The organism is Chryseobacterium sp. PCH239 (assembly GCF_018924625.1).
GTDB classification, from domain to species: Bacteria; Bacteroidota; Bacteroidia; order Flavobacteriales; family Weeksellaceae; genus Chryseobacterium; species Chryseobacterium cucumeris.
This window is the reverse complement of the sequence record NZ_CP073027.1, coordinates 1620697-1637603: the sequence shown is the minus strand read 5'-3', so window position 1 is coordinate 1637603 and position 16907 is coordinate 1620697. Positions and strand designations below refer to the sequence as shown.

Here is a 16907-nt window from a genome sequence, read left to right as displayed (position 1 = left end):
TACGATGAAAAAGATAATTGCAGCTTCTCTTATTATCTGTGGATATGCCCTTGGCTATTCACAATCTGTAGAAGCAAAGGAAAGTAAATATAATCTGACAATAAAGTCACCTGATGCCAGCCAACTATCAAAGCATACAGATATTCCAACATCTACGCATACAGGAACTGTTGGTATTGATATCCCAATATATACCATAAAAGTAGGAGATTTTACCCTTCCGATTTCTTTGAAATATCATGCATCAGGAGTAAAGGTAAAAGAAACAGCTTCTAAGGTAGGTCTTGGCTGGTCTCTGTCCGTAGGAGGAATATCCCTTTCCAAACAGGTTTTAGGGCGTGAAGATAAAGGTAAGATTCAGTATATAAATCCGGATAGCTTCAATCCTGTTCAAAGCAATCTTCATGATTATAATTTAGCAAAAAGTATCAAAGAGGAATTTTCGCAACTGGATACCCAGCCTGATATTTATTCCTTCTCTTTGGGAAACGTTTCAGGAGAATTTTATTATGACAGTTCAGGGAAAATTATTCAGATTCCCTTTAGTACTGTAAAAATAGAAGATGCATTTGTTTTCACTGATGATCAGGGTATAAAGTATTTCTTCAAAGTAGGAAATCAAACACAAACTGTAGGTGGTGGTACTCCTGCTCCTCATGACTTCAGTAATACAGATTTTATCATTACAAGGATTCTTTTACCAACAGGAAAAGAAATAAAGTTTAATTACCAGGCAAGTAGTTACAGTTACCTGAATAACTTTTATAAAGGGCTTAAAATTCCAAGAGCATGTGTATACCAGAACGGTATAACTTATGAAGAATTTGTCACAAAGACCAATGTGCTTTCTGAAAGCGTGTTGCAAAGCATTGAATTTGAAGGTGGTGAAGTAAAGTTCATCTATGGTAATCGTGAAGATATTAATAACGGACTTTCTTTAAATAAAATAGAAGTCAGAAATCCTCAGCAGACACTAATATCAGATTATAGTTTGGTAAAAGATTATTTTACAAGTACAGATTCTCCATCGGCTCCCGGCTATGATTCTGAAATCCCCTATCTGATGAAAAGGCTGAAGTTAAAAGAAGTGGTAAACCTAAAAGACAATTCAAAATATAAACTTCAATATTATGAGAATAATCCATTACCTAACAGATTATCAGATCAAACAGACTTTGTAGGCTTTTATAATGGTAAATTAGCCAATCATGGAATTCCTTTTGTTGCATATGGTGATAAAATTTATGGGTTTGGAGATGATAAAAATCCTGATATTAATTATGCTGTTTCTGGTAGTTTAAAAGAAATACAATATCCTACGGGTGGGAAAATGGGATTGCAGTATGAGCTAGATGATTTTTATTTTAAAGGTACTGAAACACAAATAGGTAAAAAACACTTTCTTATTTCTAACCTTGAGCCATTAGGTGGTATATTTAACGTTAATACAAATGGAAACACAGTAGATTTCAGAATTACTTTTCAAAGTACAGCCAACCCTGATGAAGGCCCGATCGGCTCTTTGCCGGAAGGACCACATTTTGTGGGGGAGCTTTTGGATAATGCCAATACTGTTCTCAGAACATTTCTTATCAACAAAGAATATGAATTTGTCGAAAATATAAAACCGTCCTATAAAATCAGAATCAGGAAGGTAGGAAATGTTAGTAGTAGTCACTATGCTACTCTGAATGCACAATGGTATGAAAAAGTTTCAGAAGTTAAACAGTACAATAAATCTGTTGGAGGAATAAGGATACAAAAAATAACAAAAAATGATGCAGATCAACTGACTCATGAAACAGAGTTTATTTATAGGGATGAAAACAATAAATCTACAGGAAGATACATGGCAGATGATATTGAATATTCCTATATTCAGGAGGTAGCGGAGGATCAGGAGTTTGGGTACACCTGTGAGCAAATGGTCATTAGTAATTCTGGAAATTTTAATATCAGTACCATCAACGGAAAACCAACGATTTATGATAAGGTTATTACCAGAAATAAGAATATAAATAATAACACAGAAAGCTATGAAATAACAGATGAATATATGAATCTGTCTCATACCAATCCTAAGAATGCAAGAAGTCCAATTTTTACTTATGCTAATAATCAATTTGCCCGTGGTATATTAACTGATAGAAAATATTATAATTCTCAGCATAAACTTATAAAAAAAGATTCATACACCTATGAATTTGATAATCATTTCAATAATCTTTCAAATGATTACAGTACAGGATTCCCGAGTCTTACGATAAGACCTTATTATATAGGAGTAAAGTCTATGGCCTGTGCTGTACATGACGCTAATGGAGTTTGTTTAGGACGTAATTATACCTTTACAGTAGATCGTTATGAAATATCTTCAGCTTGGGTTAAAAAGAAAATGATAACAACAACCGATTATTTTAATAACAGTGAGATTAGTCAAATTACCAGTTATACTTATGACGATAATTATAGACATACTAACCCAACAATTGTAAATGTAGATTTTTCTGATGCAAGCCAACTTACTCAATTTGAATACGCCCATGAAAAAAGTAACCAGCTCATGATTTCCAAAAATATGATCGGAATTCCTTTAGAAACTATAAGCAGTAAAACAGTGGGTAATACAAGTAAGATATTATCCCAGACAAAAACCTTATATCCGTTTAATCAATCAGAGGCAGATTTGAAAACTTCAGGATTAGTATTGCCTTACACGATACTCTCTACCGATTTACAAAATGTTGTTTCTACTGAAGTCACTTACGATAAATATGACAACAAAGGAAACTTACAGCAATACACCACAAAAGATGGTATTTCAACGGTAATTATCTGGGGTTACAACCAAACCCAGCCTATTGCCAAAATAGAAGGAGCCAAATTAACAGACATCCAGCAGTCTTTAATTGATTCCATTGTTAATGCTTCCAATACAGACGCTTTAGCTGGTCCCAACAATGATGAAACATCTTTCTTGTCAGCATTGAATACCTTCAGAGCTAATAAGGCCTTATCCGCTTATCAGATTACAACATTTACGTATGATCCATTAGTAGGAGTAAGAAGCATCACGCCACCATCCGGAATCAGGGAAAGCTATGTGTATGATTCCGCAAACAGGCTTCAGAAAGTGATCGATGTGAATGGCAAAGTGTTGAAGGAAATGAAATACAACTATAAAAACTAAAACTGATGAAAAAATTGATAATACCGATAGGAGCGTTGCTCTTATCCAATATAACCTACGCCCAGCTTTCCACGATTTCAAGCAATGAAAACTATATTCAGTCCAAAACGTATCTCGATTATAACGGAACTTCTCCAACCAAATCCTCAGAAACCGTTCAGTATTTTGACGGGCTGGGAAGACCCAAGCAGATTGTTAATGTAAAAGCATCACCTTTGGGAAGAGATGTTGTCACCCACATTGAATATGACGCGTTCGGGAGACAGGTGAAAGACTATCTTCCTATTCCTCAACTTTCCACAAGCAATGGGAACTATTATTCAGGACCTTTGGGTGTTTATCCTACCACCTACGGAAATGAAAAGATCTATTCTGAAAAAAAATTGGAAAACTCACCTCTGGACAGGATTCAACAGCAGATTCAGGTAGGTAATGATTGGAGCACTAAACCTGTTAAATTCGAGTATGATGCTAACGGATTGAATGAAGTCTATCAGTTTACCACGACCACAAGCTGGATAGATAGGGCTACTAAAAGTGTACTGAGCTTATCGCCTGCTACAGTGTATGCCCCTAACCAGCTTTATAAAAACTCTGTCAAAGATGAGGATGATAATGAAACCATAGAATTTAAAAATGGTAAAGGTCAGGTTCTGTTGGTAAGGAAAATAAAGAGTTCTGCAGAACATATCGATACCTATTATGTTTACAATGAATATGACCAGCTGGCTTTTGTTATTCCTCCTCTGGCTGTTCATAAGCCTATTACGGATGATCTTCTCAATACTTTATGCTATCAATACCGTTATGATGGCAGGGGAAGACTTGTGGAAAAAAAGCTTCCTGGCAAAGGCTGGGAATATATGGTATATGACAAACAGGACAGACTTGTAGGAACTCAGGATGCTCTATTAAGAACAAAAGGGCAATGGCTGTATACTCAGTACGATCAGTTTGGAAGAGTTGTGATTACTGGACTTGCGACAGGAGGAGACCGAAATGCAGAGCAACCATTGGCTGATGGTTCAAATAATATGACACGGACTAATTTTGTGGTCTTTACCAGGCAGGGAATGGATGTTTATTACGATCCTGGTGTCACCTATCCTCATGCCTCTAAGTGGCTCACTTTATTATCGGTAAATTATTATGACTCTTATCCTGCCTACGGTTTTAATCCTGCATTTCCTTCAACTATTCAGGGAGAGCCAGTATTGCCAGCAGCTCCTGCAGCTGATGGGAGAAGTACCAAAGGACTTCCTGTGATGAGCTTTGTAAAAAACATTGATGATGACAAGTGGACAAAGAACTATACCTATTATGATCAGAAAGGAAGAGCTATTGGCAGTCACTCTATTAATCATTTGGGAGGATATACCCACACAGAATCCAAACTGGATTTTACGGGGCTTGCTTTACAAACCATTACTACTCATTTACGAAAGGCAGGGGAAACAGGAATCACGGTAAAAGAACGTTTTGTATATGATAATGGAAACAGGCTGAAGGAACATTATCACCAGGTAGACAGCAATCCTGAAGAACTATTGGCTAAAAACAGTTATAATGAACTCTCTCAACTGGTCAACAAGCAGGTAGGAAACAACCTTCAGAGTATTGATTACGCTTACAATATCAGAGGGTGGATGACTGACATCAACAAAAACCAGATGAGTCTTGCAGATTTAGGAGCCAAGCTTTTTTCTTATAAAATCAAGTATACTCAGAAAGAAGGTATTACCAATGCTGACCCTGCACTATTTTCGGGTAAAGATGTACTTCCAAGATACAACGGCAATATCGCAGAAGTAGACTGGAGATCTGTTGAAACATTGGGTGTAAATCCTTCGTTAACACCAAAGAGATACGGTTATGCTTACGATAAACTCAACAGGCTGACGGCCGGATACTATCAGAATCCCAACAACCCATACAGCAAAGAAAATACAGAATCTCTGCAGTATGATGTAAATGGTAATATTACCGCCCTTTACAGGACTTCTGTGATGGAGAATGGAAGCAATACCGCTACGGTAATTGACAATCTTACGTATTCATACACAGGTAATCAGGCTGTCAAAATTAAAGATAACAGCGGTAATAGTACAGGGTACGAAGGTACAGCTGGATTACCTATTGGATATGATGCCAATGGAAATATGACCTCCATGCAGGATAAGCTGATCTCAGTGATCAGGTATAATTATTTAAATCTTCCTCAGGAAATGAGTATAGATTTTGGCCCTTCCGGTAAAGTTATCAATACCATGTATAGAGCAGATGGTACCAAGCTGGAAAAAACCGCTGTAACCAGTGTTTCAGGATATTATACCGTTACCACCACTACAGAAAAGACAGAGTATCTGGATGGTTTTCAGTATTTTAAAAGAGATATTGTTACTTCAGGAGGGGATCCGGGAGGAGAAATTGAATTGATGACAGCAAGAGCAATGGAACCTCAGGCTTTCTCATTGGAAAATACTACCGTTTCTCTCCAATCAGCCAAAACTCCGGATTTACAGTTTTTTCCTACTTCTGAAGGATTTTATGATTATCAGAAAAATCAGTACATTTACCAATACAAGGATCACTTAGGAAATATAAGAGTGAGCTTTGCAAAAAACAGCACAGGCGCTCTTGAAATCGTGGACAGTAATGATTATTATCCATTTGGGATGAACCATCTGAAAACCGGTAATGCTTATTTTGGACAGGATAGTTTTAAAAAGTATAAGTACAATGGGAAAGAGCTGCAAGAGAGTGGAATGTATGATTATGGAGCGAGATTTTATATGCCTGATATTGGAAGATGGGGTGTTGTTGATCCGTTAGCGGAAACAAGTAGAAGATTTTCACCATATAATTATGCTTTTAATAATCCTATTAGGTTTATTGATCCTGATGGGATGCAGGCAGAAGATAAGATTAAGATATTTAATGATGGTACTATAGAAAGAACAAAAGACAATAATACTTATGATACAATTACTAATGAAGATGAATCTAAGTCTATACAAATTGCAAGAACAAACGTATCAGAATCAAATCCAACAGGAGATTCGCAGATAGGAGATGCTAAGACAGAAAACATTGTAACACAAGGTCATGATGGAGAAGCAGGATCATCTAGATATACCTACTTGCAAATACAAAATTATGATGTTGCAACCCAGTTTTTTGAATTTGCTGCTAGTAATACAAAAGTCGAATTTGGACAGGATAGATTAGGTTTTTCAGATGGTTTTTCTACAAATATTATAACTACCAATCATACAGCTAATTCGAGTTCTAGTATAGCTAAAACAATTGGTTATGTTAATGTAAGTCTACCAGGGTCAAGCTCTTCTCATTTTATAAATATGGCAACTATTCAAGAAAGGGTTCACTCTCATATACCAGGTTCAGAACCTGGTCCATCAGGATTTACTTCTTTTCTTAGAAATGGAACATGGGTAAGTGAATTATCACTACCTTTAGGTGATCGTGTAAAGTATGATAATATTAAAAATTCATATCAATATACGCCTAATGTAGGTTATTTTAGATATAGTAATGAAGCGTCTGTATATACAGGTAGAACAAAAAAATAGAAATATGAAAAGATTTTTCTTACTAATGTGCATTATAATTCTTTGTAGTTGTATAAATAATTTTAACAGCCAAAAGAAAAATAATTTGTATCAAAATATAGTTAAAACATATATTGAATATAGAAACTCAGAAAAGATTCTAAGTAAAGAGGAAAACATATTATTAATTGGAGCTAATACCAGTAAATATTATGAAAATAGCTATTGGGTGGATGTTACTTTTGTAAGTCCAATGTTATTGCAAGATGCAAAATACACTAAAGTCTATCAAATAGATGGTTATAAATTAGTTATAGATGAATCATCTAAAAAATCAAATATTTTAAAAAACTCTTTTAAAGAAACTAAATATAAAAATTTCAATTTAGCAAAAGACCTAATAGATTACAATGTAAAAAATTGGCATATTATATTTAATTCTAAAAATGAAATTATTCGCATAACATCTCCATATCAAAAATCAAAAGAAATAAAAGAATTGCTTATGATAAAAGGAATAAAATTTTCAAAGGACTACGAAGAATAAAACTATATAATAAATGTGAGAGACTACCTTTGAGGTAGTCTTTCCCCCGCTGCGCAAAGTCTCCAGACTTTGAGCTTATTAAATAAACTTACCCTATGGTTTGGTTTCCAATGTTGAATAAATGACAACCCTTGCAAATATGGCAAGGGTTGTTTATAAATAAGGTTCCTAAAACAGTATAGAAGCTAGCAAAATTGACACTGCTAATAGAAAAGACAGAGTATCTGGATGGTTTTCAGTATTTTAAAAGAGATATCGTTACTTCAGGAGGAGGTGGGGAAATTGAATTGATGACAGCAAGAGCAATGGAACCTCAGGCTTTCTCATTGGAAAATACTACCGTTTCTCTCCCATCAGCCAAAACTCCGGATTTACAGTTTTTCCCTACTTCTGAAGGATTTTATGATTATCAGAAAAATCAGTACATTTACCAATACAAGGATCACTTAGGAAATATAAGAGTGAGCTTTGCAAAAAACAGCACAGGCGCTCTTGAAATCGTGGACAGTAATGATTATTATCCATTTGGGATGAACCATCTGAAAACCGGTAATGCTTATTTTGGACAGGATAGTTTTAAAAAGTACAAGTACAATGGTAAGGAATTGCAGGAAACGGGAATGTATGATTATGGGGCAAGAATGTATATGCCTGACTTGGGTAGATGGGGTGTTATTAATCCATTAGCAGAAACTTCTCGTCGTTGGTCACCTTATACATACGCTTACAATAATCCTATTAGATTTGTTGATCCAGATGGAATGCAGAATGAAGATAAGATTAAGATTTTCAATAATGGTAATATAGAAAGAACAAAAGATAATAATGCTTATGATACAGTTACCAATGAAGATGAATCCGCCTCTATAAAAATAGCTCGTACTAATGTCACAGAATCAAATCCTACAGGAGATTCGCAAATAGGCGAGTTAAAGAATGAAAAGGTTTCAATTGCAGGAGTTGGGCCTGATTTCGGTTATTTCCAAATAAATGATTATAATACAGCTACACAAGTTTTTGAATTTATAGCAGACAATACTTCTGTAGAATTTGGACAGGATAAATTTGATTTTTCTGACGGATTTTCTACAAATGTAATAAGTACAAATTACAATGAAACTAAGCATTCAAGTGCTGCTGATGTATTAGCGAATCATAATCTGAGTGTTGGGTCTGGTACCATGCATATAACAAAAGATGGTGTGTATTCTGAAGCTGTTCACTCTCATCCCGGATTTGAATATAATCCTTCTGGATTTAGTGAAGGAAACTGGAACAAAGGAAATCCAACATTTGATATAGCATATAAAGATGCAGGTGATAAGGGACGTTCAAAAAGCAATAATGCAATATCTAAGTATGTATACAATACATGGCTAAAAAATAATGGGTCAAAGGGTGGATATGTAAAATATAATTACAATGAAGCAGTATATACAGGAAAGAAAAAATAAATTAATTCAAATCTATGAAAAAAATACTTTTGGTTACTCTTGTTTTCTTTTTTACATTTAATAAAAGTGCTATTAAGAAACAAGATTTGCATAATATTATTAAAGGATATATAGAATATATTTCTAAAAAACGAAAGGTTGATAATAAGAATGAAATATTAGCAGTAACTTTTCACGACCGGACAAAAGAAAAAAATGAATATTCAATTGATGTAGCTTTTTTCAAACCTGAATTTATGGAAGGTATTCAATATAAGAATGTTTACATATTTGAAGGGTATAAACTTATACTACCTGATAATGAATGTAAAAGCATAGAGAAAATGTTTAAAAAAACCAAATATGAAAATTTCAATCAAAAGAAAACAATGATTACTGATGATTTTGAGAATTGGCATATTGTTTTAAACAAAAAAAATGAAATAACTTTTCTATCACCAGTTCCGATTTCGGGGTGTATGAAGTCAATTTTAATGAATAGAAAATTAAAATTCTCGGATACATACGAAGATATTACATTTTCTAATCCTTCTGCTGACTGCTCGATGTTTACACATTAATACTTTTTACAATTATAACAAAACCCAAGCTGCCGCACGAATCCTTTCGTGTGGTAGTATTTTAACAATTTTATCAATACAAAGATCACCTAGGAAATGTCTGTGTGAGCTTTGCAAAAAACAGCACAGGCACTCTTGAAATCGTGGACAGTAATGATTATTATCCATTTGGGATGAACCATCTGAAAACCGGTAATGCTTATTTTGGGCAGGGAACTTATAAGAATTACAAGTATAGCTCCAAGGAACTGCAAGAAACTGGCGCTTATGACTTCGGAGCCCGCCAATACTTACCTGATATTGCTCGTTGGGTTGTACCAGATCCACTTTCTGAAAAACATCCTGATTTAAATCCAATGATGTACGCTAATAATAATCCAATAAGATTTGTAGATCCAGATGGAATGGATTGGGTTGAAGCAGCGAATGGAGATATTACTTGGCGAGATGATGTAACAGCTAAAAACCATAAAGATAAAGGAGTACTTCAAAAAGGTGAAACATATAGAGGAACTTACTATGAACGCACTAAAACCTGGGACAATAAAAAGCATAAAGGACTTGTATTAGAAAGTTATCATACATATGGAAAAATGAGTTATTCTGCAGCAAAAGAAATGAGTGTTGAGATAGATGGAGAAATGAGAAACTCTAAAATTGGCGATGTGGATGTAAAGTTAAATGTAACATTTGAAAATGGGAAAACAAAAACATTAGGTTCTTATGATGGTGTTGCAGGAGGTTTTGGAAATGGCGCACCAGAAAATGGGGAGTATACTGTGGATAGTTATCAAGACAGAAGTCCAAATGGATGGTATAACAAAGGAATGAATCGGGACGGAGTCGGATTTAGTTTTAATCTTAATCCACAATTTAGTACAGGTAGAAGTTTATTAAGAATACATCCTGATGGAAATAATGAGGGAACTTTAGGTTGTATCGGAATGTCTGGGGATAAAATTGTTCTAACCAATTTTAGAGATACTCTAAGAAGTATGATAAAAACAGGAGGTCCAGTACCTGTAAATATTAATATTCAGAATAATCCAAATAATAATGGAAAAAGTGGAACGAAAATACCAAATGTTAATGAATAGTCTTTTGTTATTATTTTTTCTGTTTTTTAGTTGTCATCAATCAGAAAAAAAGATACAAGGAAAGATAGAAAATGAAACTGTTATTACAGAAAATTTTTTTAAACCAGATTTTAAAGTGAATCAATTACAATTAAGAGAAGAAGGTTCTATAAATAATTTTTATCCTCAAAATGTAAGATTATTAGATAACTTAAGATATTCTCCTGTGATTGCTTTTACAGATAAAGAAAAAAAAGAATATTTACTTGTCTATCAATATGAGGGAGATGTGAAGAATAGTTTTAGTTGCTTCGAGGTAGGGTATTTAAAAGATGACCGAAAACTTGAGAAAGACGTTGCAGAAACTAAATACGATAATTTTAATACAGAATCAGGGCTCAAATTAGGAATGACTTTAGAGGAAATAACCAATATAAAAGGTAGTAACTATAAAGTTGAAAAAAAATCTAACGAAAAAATTATCAGATATACGATTGACAATCCTAATGATCCTAAAATAAAGCAATATGAAATGCCTCCGTATTTTATGGAATTTTATTTAAAAGATAGCAAACTGTATAAAATTATATTTGGTTTTGAATATCCCTAAAATAAAACCGCCACTTGTTCGAGTGGCGGTTTTTATTTTACGAGTACGCTTTTTTAGCTTTGTAATCTCTTATTGTCATATCAATGAAGTAGAAAAGTTTTTCCTTTATATCATCGGGTAAAGCCTGCACTTCCAGAATCCTTTCCATTGTCTGCATATCGAGCAGTACATCTGCATTGCCTGTTAAATAATCCAAAGACACTTCCAGAAAAGAAGCCAGTTTATTAGCCGTATCAATGGAGGGCTTCATCTCGTCACGCTCATATCTTCCGATCACAGGCGATTTAGTTCCCAAATGATTAGCCAAATCTTCCTGCGAAAGACCTTTGCTTTTTCTTATCTCCGATAAACGTTTGCCGAAACTCATAAGTTCTAATTAATACGGTTAAACCAATAATAAAACAAAAATAAAGAATGAAAAAGTATTAAACAACTCCAAAAAATTTTGTTGTTTAAAATGGATTAGTTATTTTTAAAACTGAAAAGTTCTATAAAAATAATTTTCCTGTGTTCACGAATGACAACCCCAACCAACTCACTTACGAAAACCAAATCCTGAACATATCTGTATTAGGCGGAATCCGATTAGAAGGTTTAGACCGATTAAGAGTAACCTTATCCCGAAACTCACCTTATCGCAGTAAGACACAATCTGGATTTATACAATGATACACAGGTAGAAAAGCTGATAAGAAAAACGGCGGTAAAATTAGAAGTCGGACATTCGGTTATAGAAGCGTGTATCAATGAGCTTATTGAAGAACTGGAAAAATACAGGTTAGAACAATTAGAAAACCAGCATACGGAAAAGGAAATAAGACCATTATCAGAAGAGGAGCGAAAAGAATCCTTAGAACTCTTGGAATCTGAAAACCTTTTAGAACGTACAAATGAACTGATAGGACAAAGCGGAGTAATCGGAGAAACAGACAACAGATTAATAATGTTCTTGATTTTTTGCAGTAGAAAAAGAAACCATCCTTTGCACGTAGTGAGTTTAGGAAGTAGCGGAACAGGAAAAACACATCTACAGGAATCCATCGGAAACCCCCGCTGCGCAAAGTCTCCAGACTTTGAGCTCCGCTGGCGGAAAAAATGAGAAGATTTAGCCCTTACACCTATGCGGGTGATAATCCTATAAGGTATATAGACCCAGATGGAAGAAAATTTATTAATTTTGATGAAAATGGAAACTACACTGGAACTACAAAGGATAATTGGTGGCATAACTTATGGAATGGAAGTAAGGGAAGAGTCGTAAAAAGTGATGGAAGTACAAAGCAAAAATTTAGATTTGCTGATCCTAAAAACGATGTTGCTGATATACAATCAGGTAAAATAAATAAACTTGAATTTGTTACAGAAAAACAAATTAAAACATTAACCATATTGTTATAGTTCCGGCTGATACAGCTGAAAGTGCAAGGTATATTGAAGAATACACCAAAAAGCCTGAAAATTTTAAAGATGACAGCTGTAAGAAATACTGTTCAAACGGAAAATATCTGGTGGTGAGTTTTAAGAAAGAAGAATAGTTTTGGACAAAAAGCAATAATGAATCATTGGTTTTCCCATGTGTTACTATGAATAAAAACCTCCGCTGCAATGAATTGCAGCGGAGGTTTTATATTTTCAAAGCATTTAATCCTCTTCCCGTTCTCCTAAAGACTCTTTCAGCTTGATCAGTTCAGCTTTTACAAACTCCAGGCGGTCGATCAGGGTGATGGTTTCGGAAATTTTACTGTTGGTGGTCAGAGCGATACGGGCTCCGTCAAGGGTATATCCCTTTTCTTTTACGAGATGGTAGATCATCTGAAGATTTTTGATGTCTTCAGGAGTGAAATACCGGTTTCCTTTTCTGTTTTTTTTAGGCTTGATAATAGGGAATTCCTGTTCCCAGTAACGTATTAATGAAGTGTTTACATCGAATGCTTTCGCAACTTCTCCTATAGAATAATACAGCTTATCAGGTAAATTTATTTTCATTTTACAACTCCTAAACTTCAAAGATAAAAATTTTTTAAAGTTTCATCCAAAATATATTGTAAAAAGTGCGGTCAGACTTTGTTTTAAAGGAAAAATAAAGATGTAAAATCATCACAAAACAGCCATTTGGTCATCACAGAGAAGAAGAGCAGCTATTACCGGTTCTTTTTATCTAAATTTGTGAATCCTTAAGATATTTATCAATGAATCCGATCTCCGTTCTTCATATAGATCTTTTCCAGGCGGGTAAAAATACTTCAGATTTTTATTTTAACACCATGAAGAGTCATTTGGTGCTGGGACATCGTCATATAGAGAAGCCTCACAGACATGATTTCTATGCAGCAGTTCTCTTTACCAAAGGAACAGGAGTGCATGAGATCGATTTTCAAAGATATGAAGTCTCTGAAGGAAGTCTTTTCTTCTTGTCACCGGGGCAGATTCACAGCTGGGAGCTTTCGGAAGATATAGACGGTTACATTTTCTTTTGTTCCCAGGAATTTTATGAAATGCATTATGTGAATCAGAAACTCAGAAATTTTCCGTTTTTCGGATCCGTATCATTCCCGCGAAAACTACAATTAAACGCTCAGGAATTGAAGAAAAACATGAGTTTATTTAAAGAACTGGGAGAAGAACATCAGGCTAAAAAAATCATGAAAGAAGGCCTGATTTTATCACTAATGTCTCAGATTTTCATTAATGCTGCAAGATTGTTTTCAAAAGATTTTGATACAATGGATTCTGCTGCCGGACTTTCTTATTTTAAACATTATCAGGATTTTGAAAATCTGATTGAACAAAACTTCACAAAACACAAGTCCATTACGCATTATGCCTCTTTGTTAGGTATTTCATCCAAACATCTGAACAGGATTGCCCAGACTGTTGTTCAAAAAACAGCGACTGATGTGATCACCGAAAGAGTAGTGCTGGAAGCCAAAAGAATGCTCATGTATCTCGACGAGAGTTTGGTGGAAATTGCCTTTAGACTGGGATACGAAGAATATTCCTACTTTGTAAGAGTATTCCGGAAAAGCTCCGGAATGACTCCTACACAGTTCATGAGGAAATATAAGGCTTAATGAGTTCAAAGTTTAAGGTTTAAGGTTAACAGTTTAAAGTTTAATGGAGAGATTGTTGTAAACCACCCCGTCAAAAATTCAAAGAATTTTTGCCACCCCTCCAGAGGAGGGGAATTAGGGAAGCATCAACTACTTTTTCTAATCACCACGACCTGCAACCTATCATCTGTAATCTAAAGAGCTAACTTAAATGGTCCTTCAAAAGTCGTTTCAAACGAATCTACAAGTTTTCCTTTTTCATCGAACACGCCAATGACCATATTCTGTTTTGAGAACTTAATTTCTTCTTCAGGGAAGGAAATGTTAATGTTTCCTTTCAGGATCTGATCTCCTTTCAATATAATTTTTTCAGAACCGAAGTAAGTAATTTCTGCATTTGTTGGAGTAATCACTTTGATGAAAAGGGTTTTCTTTTCATTAGATTTATTCAGAAGAGTATAAATAAAGGTATTGGTGATTTTACCGTTTTTAACAAAGAATGTAGAACCTGCCGGTTTGATGAATTTTGCTTCCATAGAACCACGGTCGTACATTAAAAATCCAAGGAATCCGATTAACAATGCAAGGATAACAGTTGTTGCTTTCATTCTTGGGGTAAAGCGGAATTTATCCTGGTTTTCAATCTCGGCTTCTGTTGCGTAACGTACCAGACCTTTAGGCAAACCAACCTTTTCCATGACTTCATCACAGGCATCGATACAGGCTGTACAGTTTACACATTCCAATTGCTGTCCGTTTCTGATATCGATTCCTGTAGGACATACCACAACACATTGGTTACAGTCGATACAATCTCCTTTTCCTGCTGCTTTTCTGTCTTCGTTATTTCTCCATTTTGCACGGCCTTCCCCTCTTTTAAAATCATAGTATACATTAATGGTTTGCTTGTCAATCAATACACCTTGCAGTCTTCCGTAAGGACAAACCAGTGTGCAGACCTGCTCACGAAGCCATGCAAATACAAAATAAAACGTCAGGGTAAAGAAGATCATCACAAGAAACTTCAGTGAGTTTCCTTCCGGTCCTTCACTCATAATGCGGAAAACTTCTTCATAGCCCACAATATACATGAACATAAAGTGAGAAATAATCAGTGAAATAAGAAGAAAAACAGACCATTTAGTCAGCCTCTTTCTTATTTTCTCCGCATCCCATTCCTGTCTGTCAAGCTTCATCTGTTTATTTCGGTCACCTTCAATCCAGTATTCGATTTTGCGGAAAACCATTTCCATGAAAAGGGTCTGTGGACAAAGCCAGCCACAGAATATTCTTCCGAAGACTACTGTAAATAACATTACAAAAATCACGGAGGTTACTGCTCCTAAAGCCAGGATAAAAAAGTCCTGCAGGTAGAAAGGTTGTCCAATGATAAAAAACTTTCTGTCGATCACATTAATGAGAAGAAAAGGATTGTTATTGATCTTTACAAAAGGCAACCCAAAGAAAATCGCAAGAAGAATATAGCTGGTGTAATTTCTGTAGTTGGTATACTTTCCTTTTGGTTTTCTGGGGAAAATCCATTTTCTTTTCCCGGTTTCATCCATAGTTCCTACGGAATTTCTGAAATCTTCATTTTCAATTTCCAAAGACTTGATATTGTTGGACTCTGCGCTCATTGTTGTATGCTATAAAGTATTTTGGTACAATTTTCGTCCGGACTCATCATTTTTTAAGATATTTTTTCTTGAAGAAAGTGACCGGTTCTGTTACTGCAAAGCTCCGGATTATATCTTTTTATTACTAATATGATCTACGTCCAAAATAGGACAATTGAGACATTTTACTTCTGTGATTTTTATTGTGTCAAAGTGAGAAAATATTTTGATGCTTTTGGGTCATATCGTAAATTGCAGCTTTAAAAATGAAGTATGAAGAATATCTTTAAAATAAGTATGATTGGTTTGGTTTTCGCATTGGTAAACTGTCAATCAGTAAATTATAGTAAAATGTTTTATGAAGGAGTACAACCGGAAATGGTTTCCGATAAGTTCAGTTTCACAGAAGGACCATCAGCAGATAAAGAAGGGAATGTTTACTTTACCGATCAGCCTAATGATAAAATTTATTATTGGGATTGGAAAAGCAATAAAGTGATAGAGTTTTTAGATAAAACAGGAAGAGCCAACGGAACCCATTTTGACAAAGACGGCTATTTGATTACCTGTTCAGACGATCAGGGTGAGATCTGGAAGATTTCCAAAGATAAAAAAGTAGAAGTCCTGTTAAAAGGTTTTGAAGGAAAAAGATTGAATGGGCCTAATGATGTATGGAATGATGAATTTGGAGGAATGTATTTTACAGACCCTTTGTATGAAAGAGATTACTGGATTGGTTTTAAACAGGAGATCCAGCATAAAAGCCTTTATTACAGGGATAGAACCGGAAAAGTAACGAAACTGGATACCTTCACACAACCTAATGGAATTGTTGGAAGCGAAAAATTAAAGAAACTTTATATTTCTGATATTGATGCCGGAAAAACCTACGTATATGATATACTGGGAGAAGGAAAATTGTCTGAGAAAAAACTCTTCTGCGAAATGGGCTCAGATGGAATGGAACTGGATAAACACGGAAATCTTTACTTAACGGGAGATGGTGTACATGTTTTTAGCCGTTTGGGAAAGAAAATCTATCATATTTCTATTCCTGAGAAATGGACATCCAATGTGACTTTTGGTGGCAAAAACAATGATATTCTCTTCATTACTGCCTCGAAATCTGTATATACTTTCCCTACAAGGGTGAGAGGAATTAAATAATATTATGTCATTGCGGGGAGGGCGGATTGCTTCGTTGCTGTGCTCCTCGCAATGACAATAAAGTGCAG

Annotated in this window: 13 protein-coding genes; 10 read left to right on the top strand and 3 right to left on the bottom strand. The window is 34.9% G+C overall.

Going from position 1 to position 16907, the window contains the following annotated elements:
* Positions 1-4 precede the first annotated feature (4 nt).
* The 7 genes from KBP46_RS07495 (at position 5) to KBP46_RS07465 (ending at position 11006) form a co-directional block, all read left to right on the top strand.
* Positions 5-3190, top strand: a complete 3186-nt coding sequence (locus tag KBP46_RS07495) for a hypothetical protein (protein ID WP_216445042.1) — start codon at positions 5-7, stop codon at positions 3188-3190.
* Between the two features lie 5 nt (positions 3191-3195).
* Positions 3196-6780 carry a DUF6443 domain-containing protein gene (locus tag KBP46_RS07490; RefSeq protein ID WP_216445041.1) on the top strand — a complete coding sequence of 1195 codons (3585 nt, stop codon included), beginning with the start codon at positions 3196-3198 and terminating at the stop codon, positions 6778-6780.
* A 4-nt stretch (positions 6781-6784) separates the two neighbouring features.
* Positions 6785-7306 (top strand): hypothetical protein, encoded by a 522-nt coding sequence (locus KBP46_RS07485; protein ID WP_216445040.1) that lies wholly within the window; start codon positions 6785-6787, stop codon positions 7304-7306.
* A gap of 194 nt (positions 7307-7500) precedes the next feature.
* Entirely contained in the window at positions 7501-8760 is a 1260-nt protein-coding gene (locus KBP46_RS24115) for an RHS repeat-associated core domain-containing protein (protein ID WP_216445039.1), read from the top strand.
* Positions 8761-8774: 14 nt separating this feature from the next.
* Entirely contained in the window at positions 8775-9320 is a 546-nt protein-coding gene (locus KBP46_RS07475; RefSeq protein ID WP_216445038.1) for a hypothetical protein, read from the top strand.
* Between the two features lie 104 nt (positions 9321-9424).
* Entirely contained in the window at positions 9425-10417 is a 993-nt protein-coding gene (locus KBP46_RS07470) for an RHS repeat-associated core domain-containing protein (RefSeq protein ID WP_216445037.1), read from the top strand.
* Positions 10377-11006, top strand: coding sequence for a hypothetical protein (locus KBP46_RS07465; RefSeq protein WP_216445036.1), 630 nt, complete (start codon positions 10377-10379; stop codon positions 11004-11006). The genes KBP46_RS07470 and KBP46_RS07465 overlap by 41 nt, the downstream gene beginning before the upstream one ends.
* Positions 11007-11043: 37 nt before the next feature.
* Here the strand turns inward: KBP46_RS07465 and KBP46_RS07460 are convergent, their stop codons facing one another.
* A complete protein-coding gene (locus KBP46_RS07460) occupies positions 11044-11373 on the bottom strand; it encodes a helix-turn-helix domain-containing protein (protein ID WP_062671096.1) in 330 nt (109 codons plus the stop codon).
* 728 nt (positions 11374-12101) lie between these two features.
* Between KBP46_RS07460 and KBP46_RS07455 the strand changes: the two genes are divergently transcribed.
* Positions 12102-12404 carry a hypothetical protein gene (locus KBP46_RS07455; RefSeq protein WP_216445035.1) on the top strand — a complete coding sequence of 101 codons (303 nt, stop codon included), beginning with the start codon at positions 12102-12104 and terminating at the stop codon, positions 12402-12404.
* 243 nt (positions 12405-12647) lie between these two features.
* On the opposite strand, the gene KBP46_RS07450 is transcribed toward KBP46_RS07455, so the two are convergent.
* The gene (locus KBP46_RS07450) at positions 12648-12992 is read right to left on the bottom strand and encodes a MerR family transcriptional regulator (RefSeq protein WP_062671077.1); all 345 of its coding nucleotides are present in this window, start codon (positions 12990-12992) and stop codon (positions 12648-12650) included.
* A gap of 203 nt (positions 12993-13195) precedes the next feature.
* Between KBP46_RS07450 and KBP46_RS07445 the strand changes: the two genes are divergently transcribed.
* A complete protein-coding gene (locus KBP46_RS07445; RefSeq protein WP_062671075.1) occupies positions 13196-14077 on the top strand; it encodes a helix-turn-helix transcriptional regulator in 882 nt (293 codons plus the stop codon).
* A 173-nt stretch (positions 14078-14250) separates the two neighbouring features.
* Here KBP46_RS07445 and ccoG read toward each other — a convergent pair whose 3' ends face one another.
* Entirely contained in the window at positions 14251-15693 is a 1443-nt protein-coding gene (ccoG, locus tag KBP46_RS07440; RefSeq protein WP_062671073.1) for a cytochrome c oxidase accessory protein CcoG, read from the bottom strand.
* Positions 15694-15945: 252 nt separating this feature from the next.
* On the opposite strand from ccoG, the gene KBP46_RS07435 reads away from it, so the two are divergent.
* On the top strand, positions 15946-16839 hold the full coding sequence (locus KBP46_RS07435) for an SMP-30/gluconolactonase/LRE family protein (protein ID WP_123278049.1): 894 nt from the start codon (positions 15946-15948) through the stop codon (positions 16837-16839).
* The last annotated feature ends 68 nt before the right edge of the window (positions 16840-16907 follow it).

Excerpts from the sequence above, each read along its gene's own strand:
- KBP46_RS07455 (WP_216445035.1), top strand. The coding sequence starts at position 12,102 with ATGAGAAGATTTAGCCCTTACACCTATGCGGGTGATAATCCTATAAGG.
- KBP46_RS07475 (WP_216445038.1), top strand. The coding sequence starts at position 8,775 with ATGAAAAAAATACTTTTGGTTACTCTTGTTTTCTTTTTTACATTTAAT.
- KBP46_RS07495 (WP_216445042.1), top strand. The coding sequence starts at position 5 with ATGAAAAAGATAATTGCAGCTTCTCTTATTATCTGTGGATATGCCCTT.
- KBP46_RS07450 (WP_062671077.1), bottom strand. The coding sequence starts at position 12,992 with ATGAAAATAAATTTACCTGATAAGCTGTATTATTCTATAGGAGAAGTT.
- KBP46_RS07465 (WP_216445036.1), top strand. The coding sequence starts at position 10,377 with ATGGAAAAAGTGGAACGAAAATACCAAATGTTAATGAATAGTCTTTTG.
- KBP46_RS07435 (WP_123278049.1), top strand. The coding sequence starts at position 15,946 with ATGAAGAATATCTTTAAAATAAGTATGATTGGTTTGGTTTTCGCATTG.
- KBP46_RS07460 (WP_062671096.1), bottom strand. The coding sequence starts at position 11,373 with ATGAGTTTCGGCAAACGTTTATCGGAGATAAGAAAAAGCAAAGGTCTT.
- ccoG (WP_062671073.1), bottom strand. The coding sequence starts at position 15,693 with ATGAGCGCAGAGTCCAACAATATCAAGTCTTTGGAAATTGAAAATGAA.
- KBP46_RS07490 (WP_216445041.1), top strand. The coding sequence starts at position 3,196 with ATGAAAAAATTGATAATACCGATAGGAGCGTTGCTCTTATCCAATATA.
- KBP46_RS07485 (WP_216445040.1), top strand. The coding sequence starts at position 6,785 with ATGAAAAGATTTTTCTTACTAATGTGCATTATAATTCTTTGTAGTTGT.
- KBP46_RS07445 (WP_062671075.1), top strand. The coding sequence starts at position 13,196 with ATGAATCCGATCTCCGTTCTTCATATAGATCTTTTCCAGGCGGGTAAA.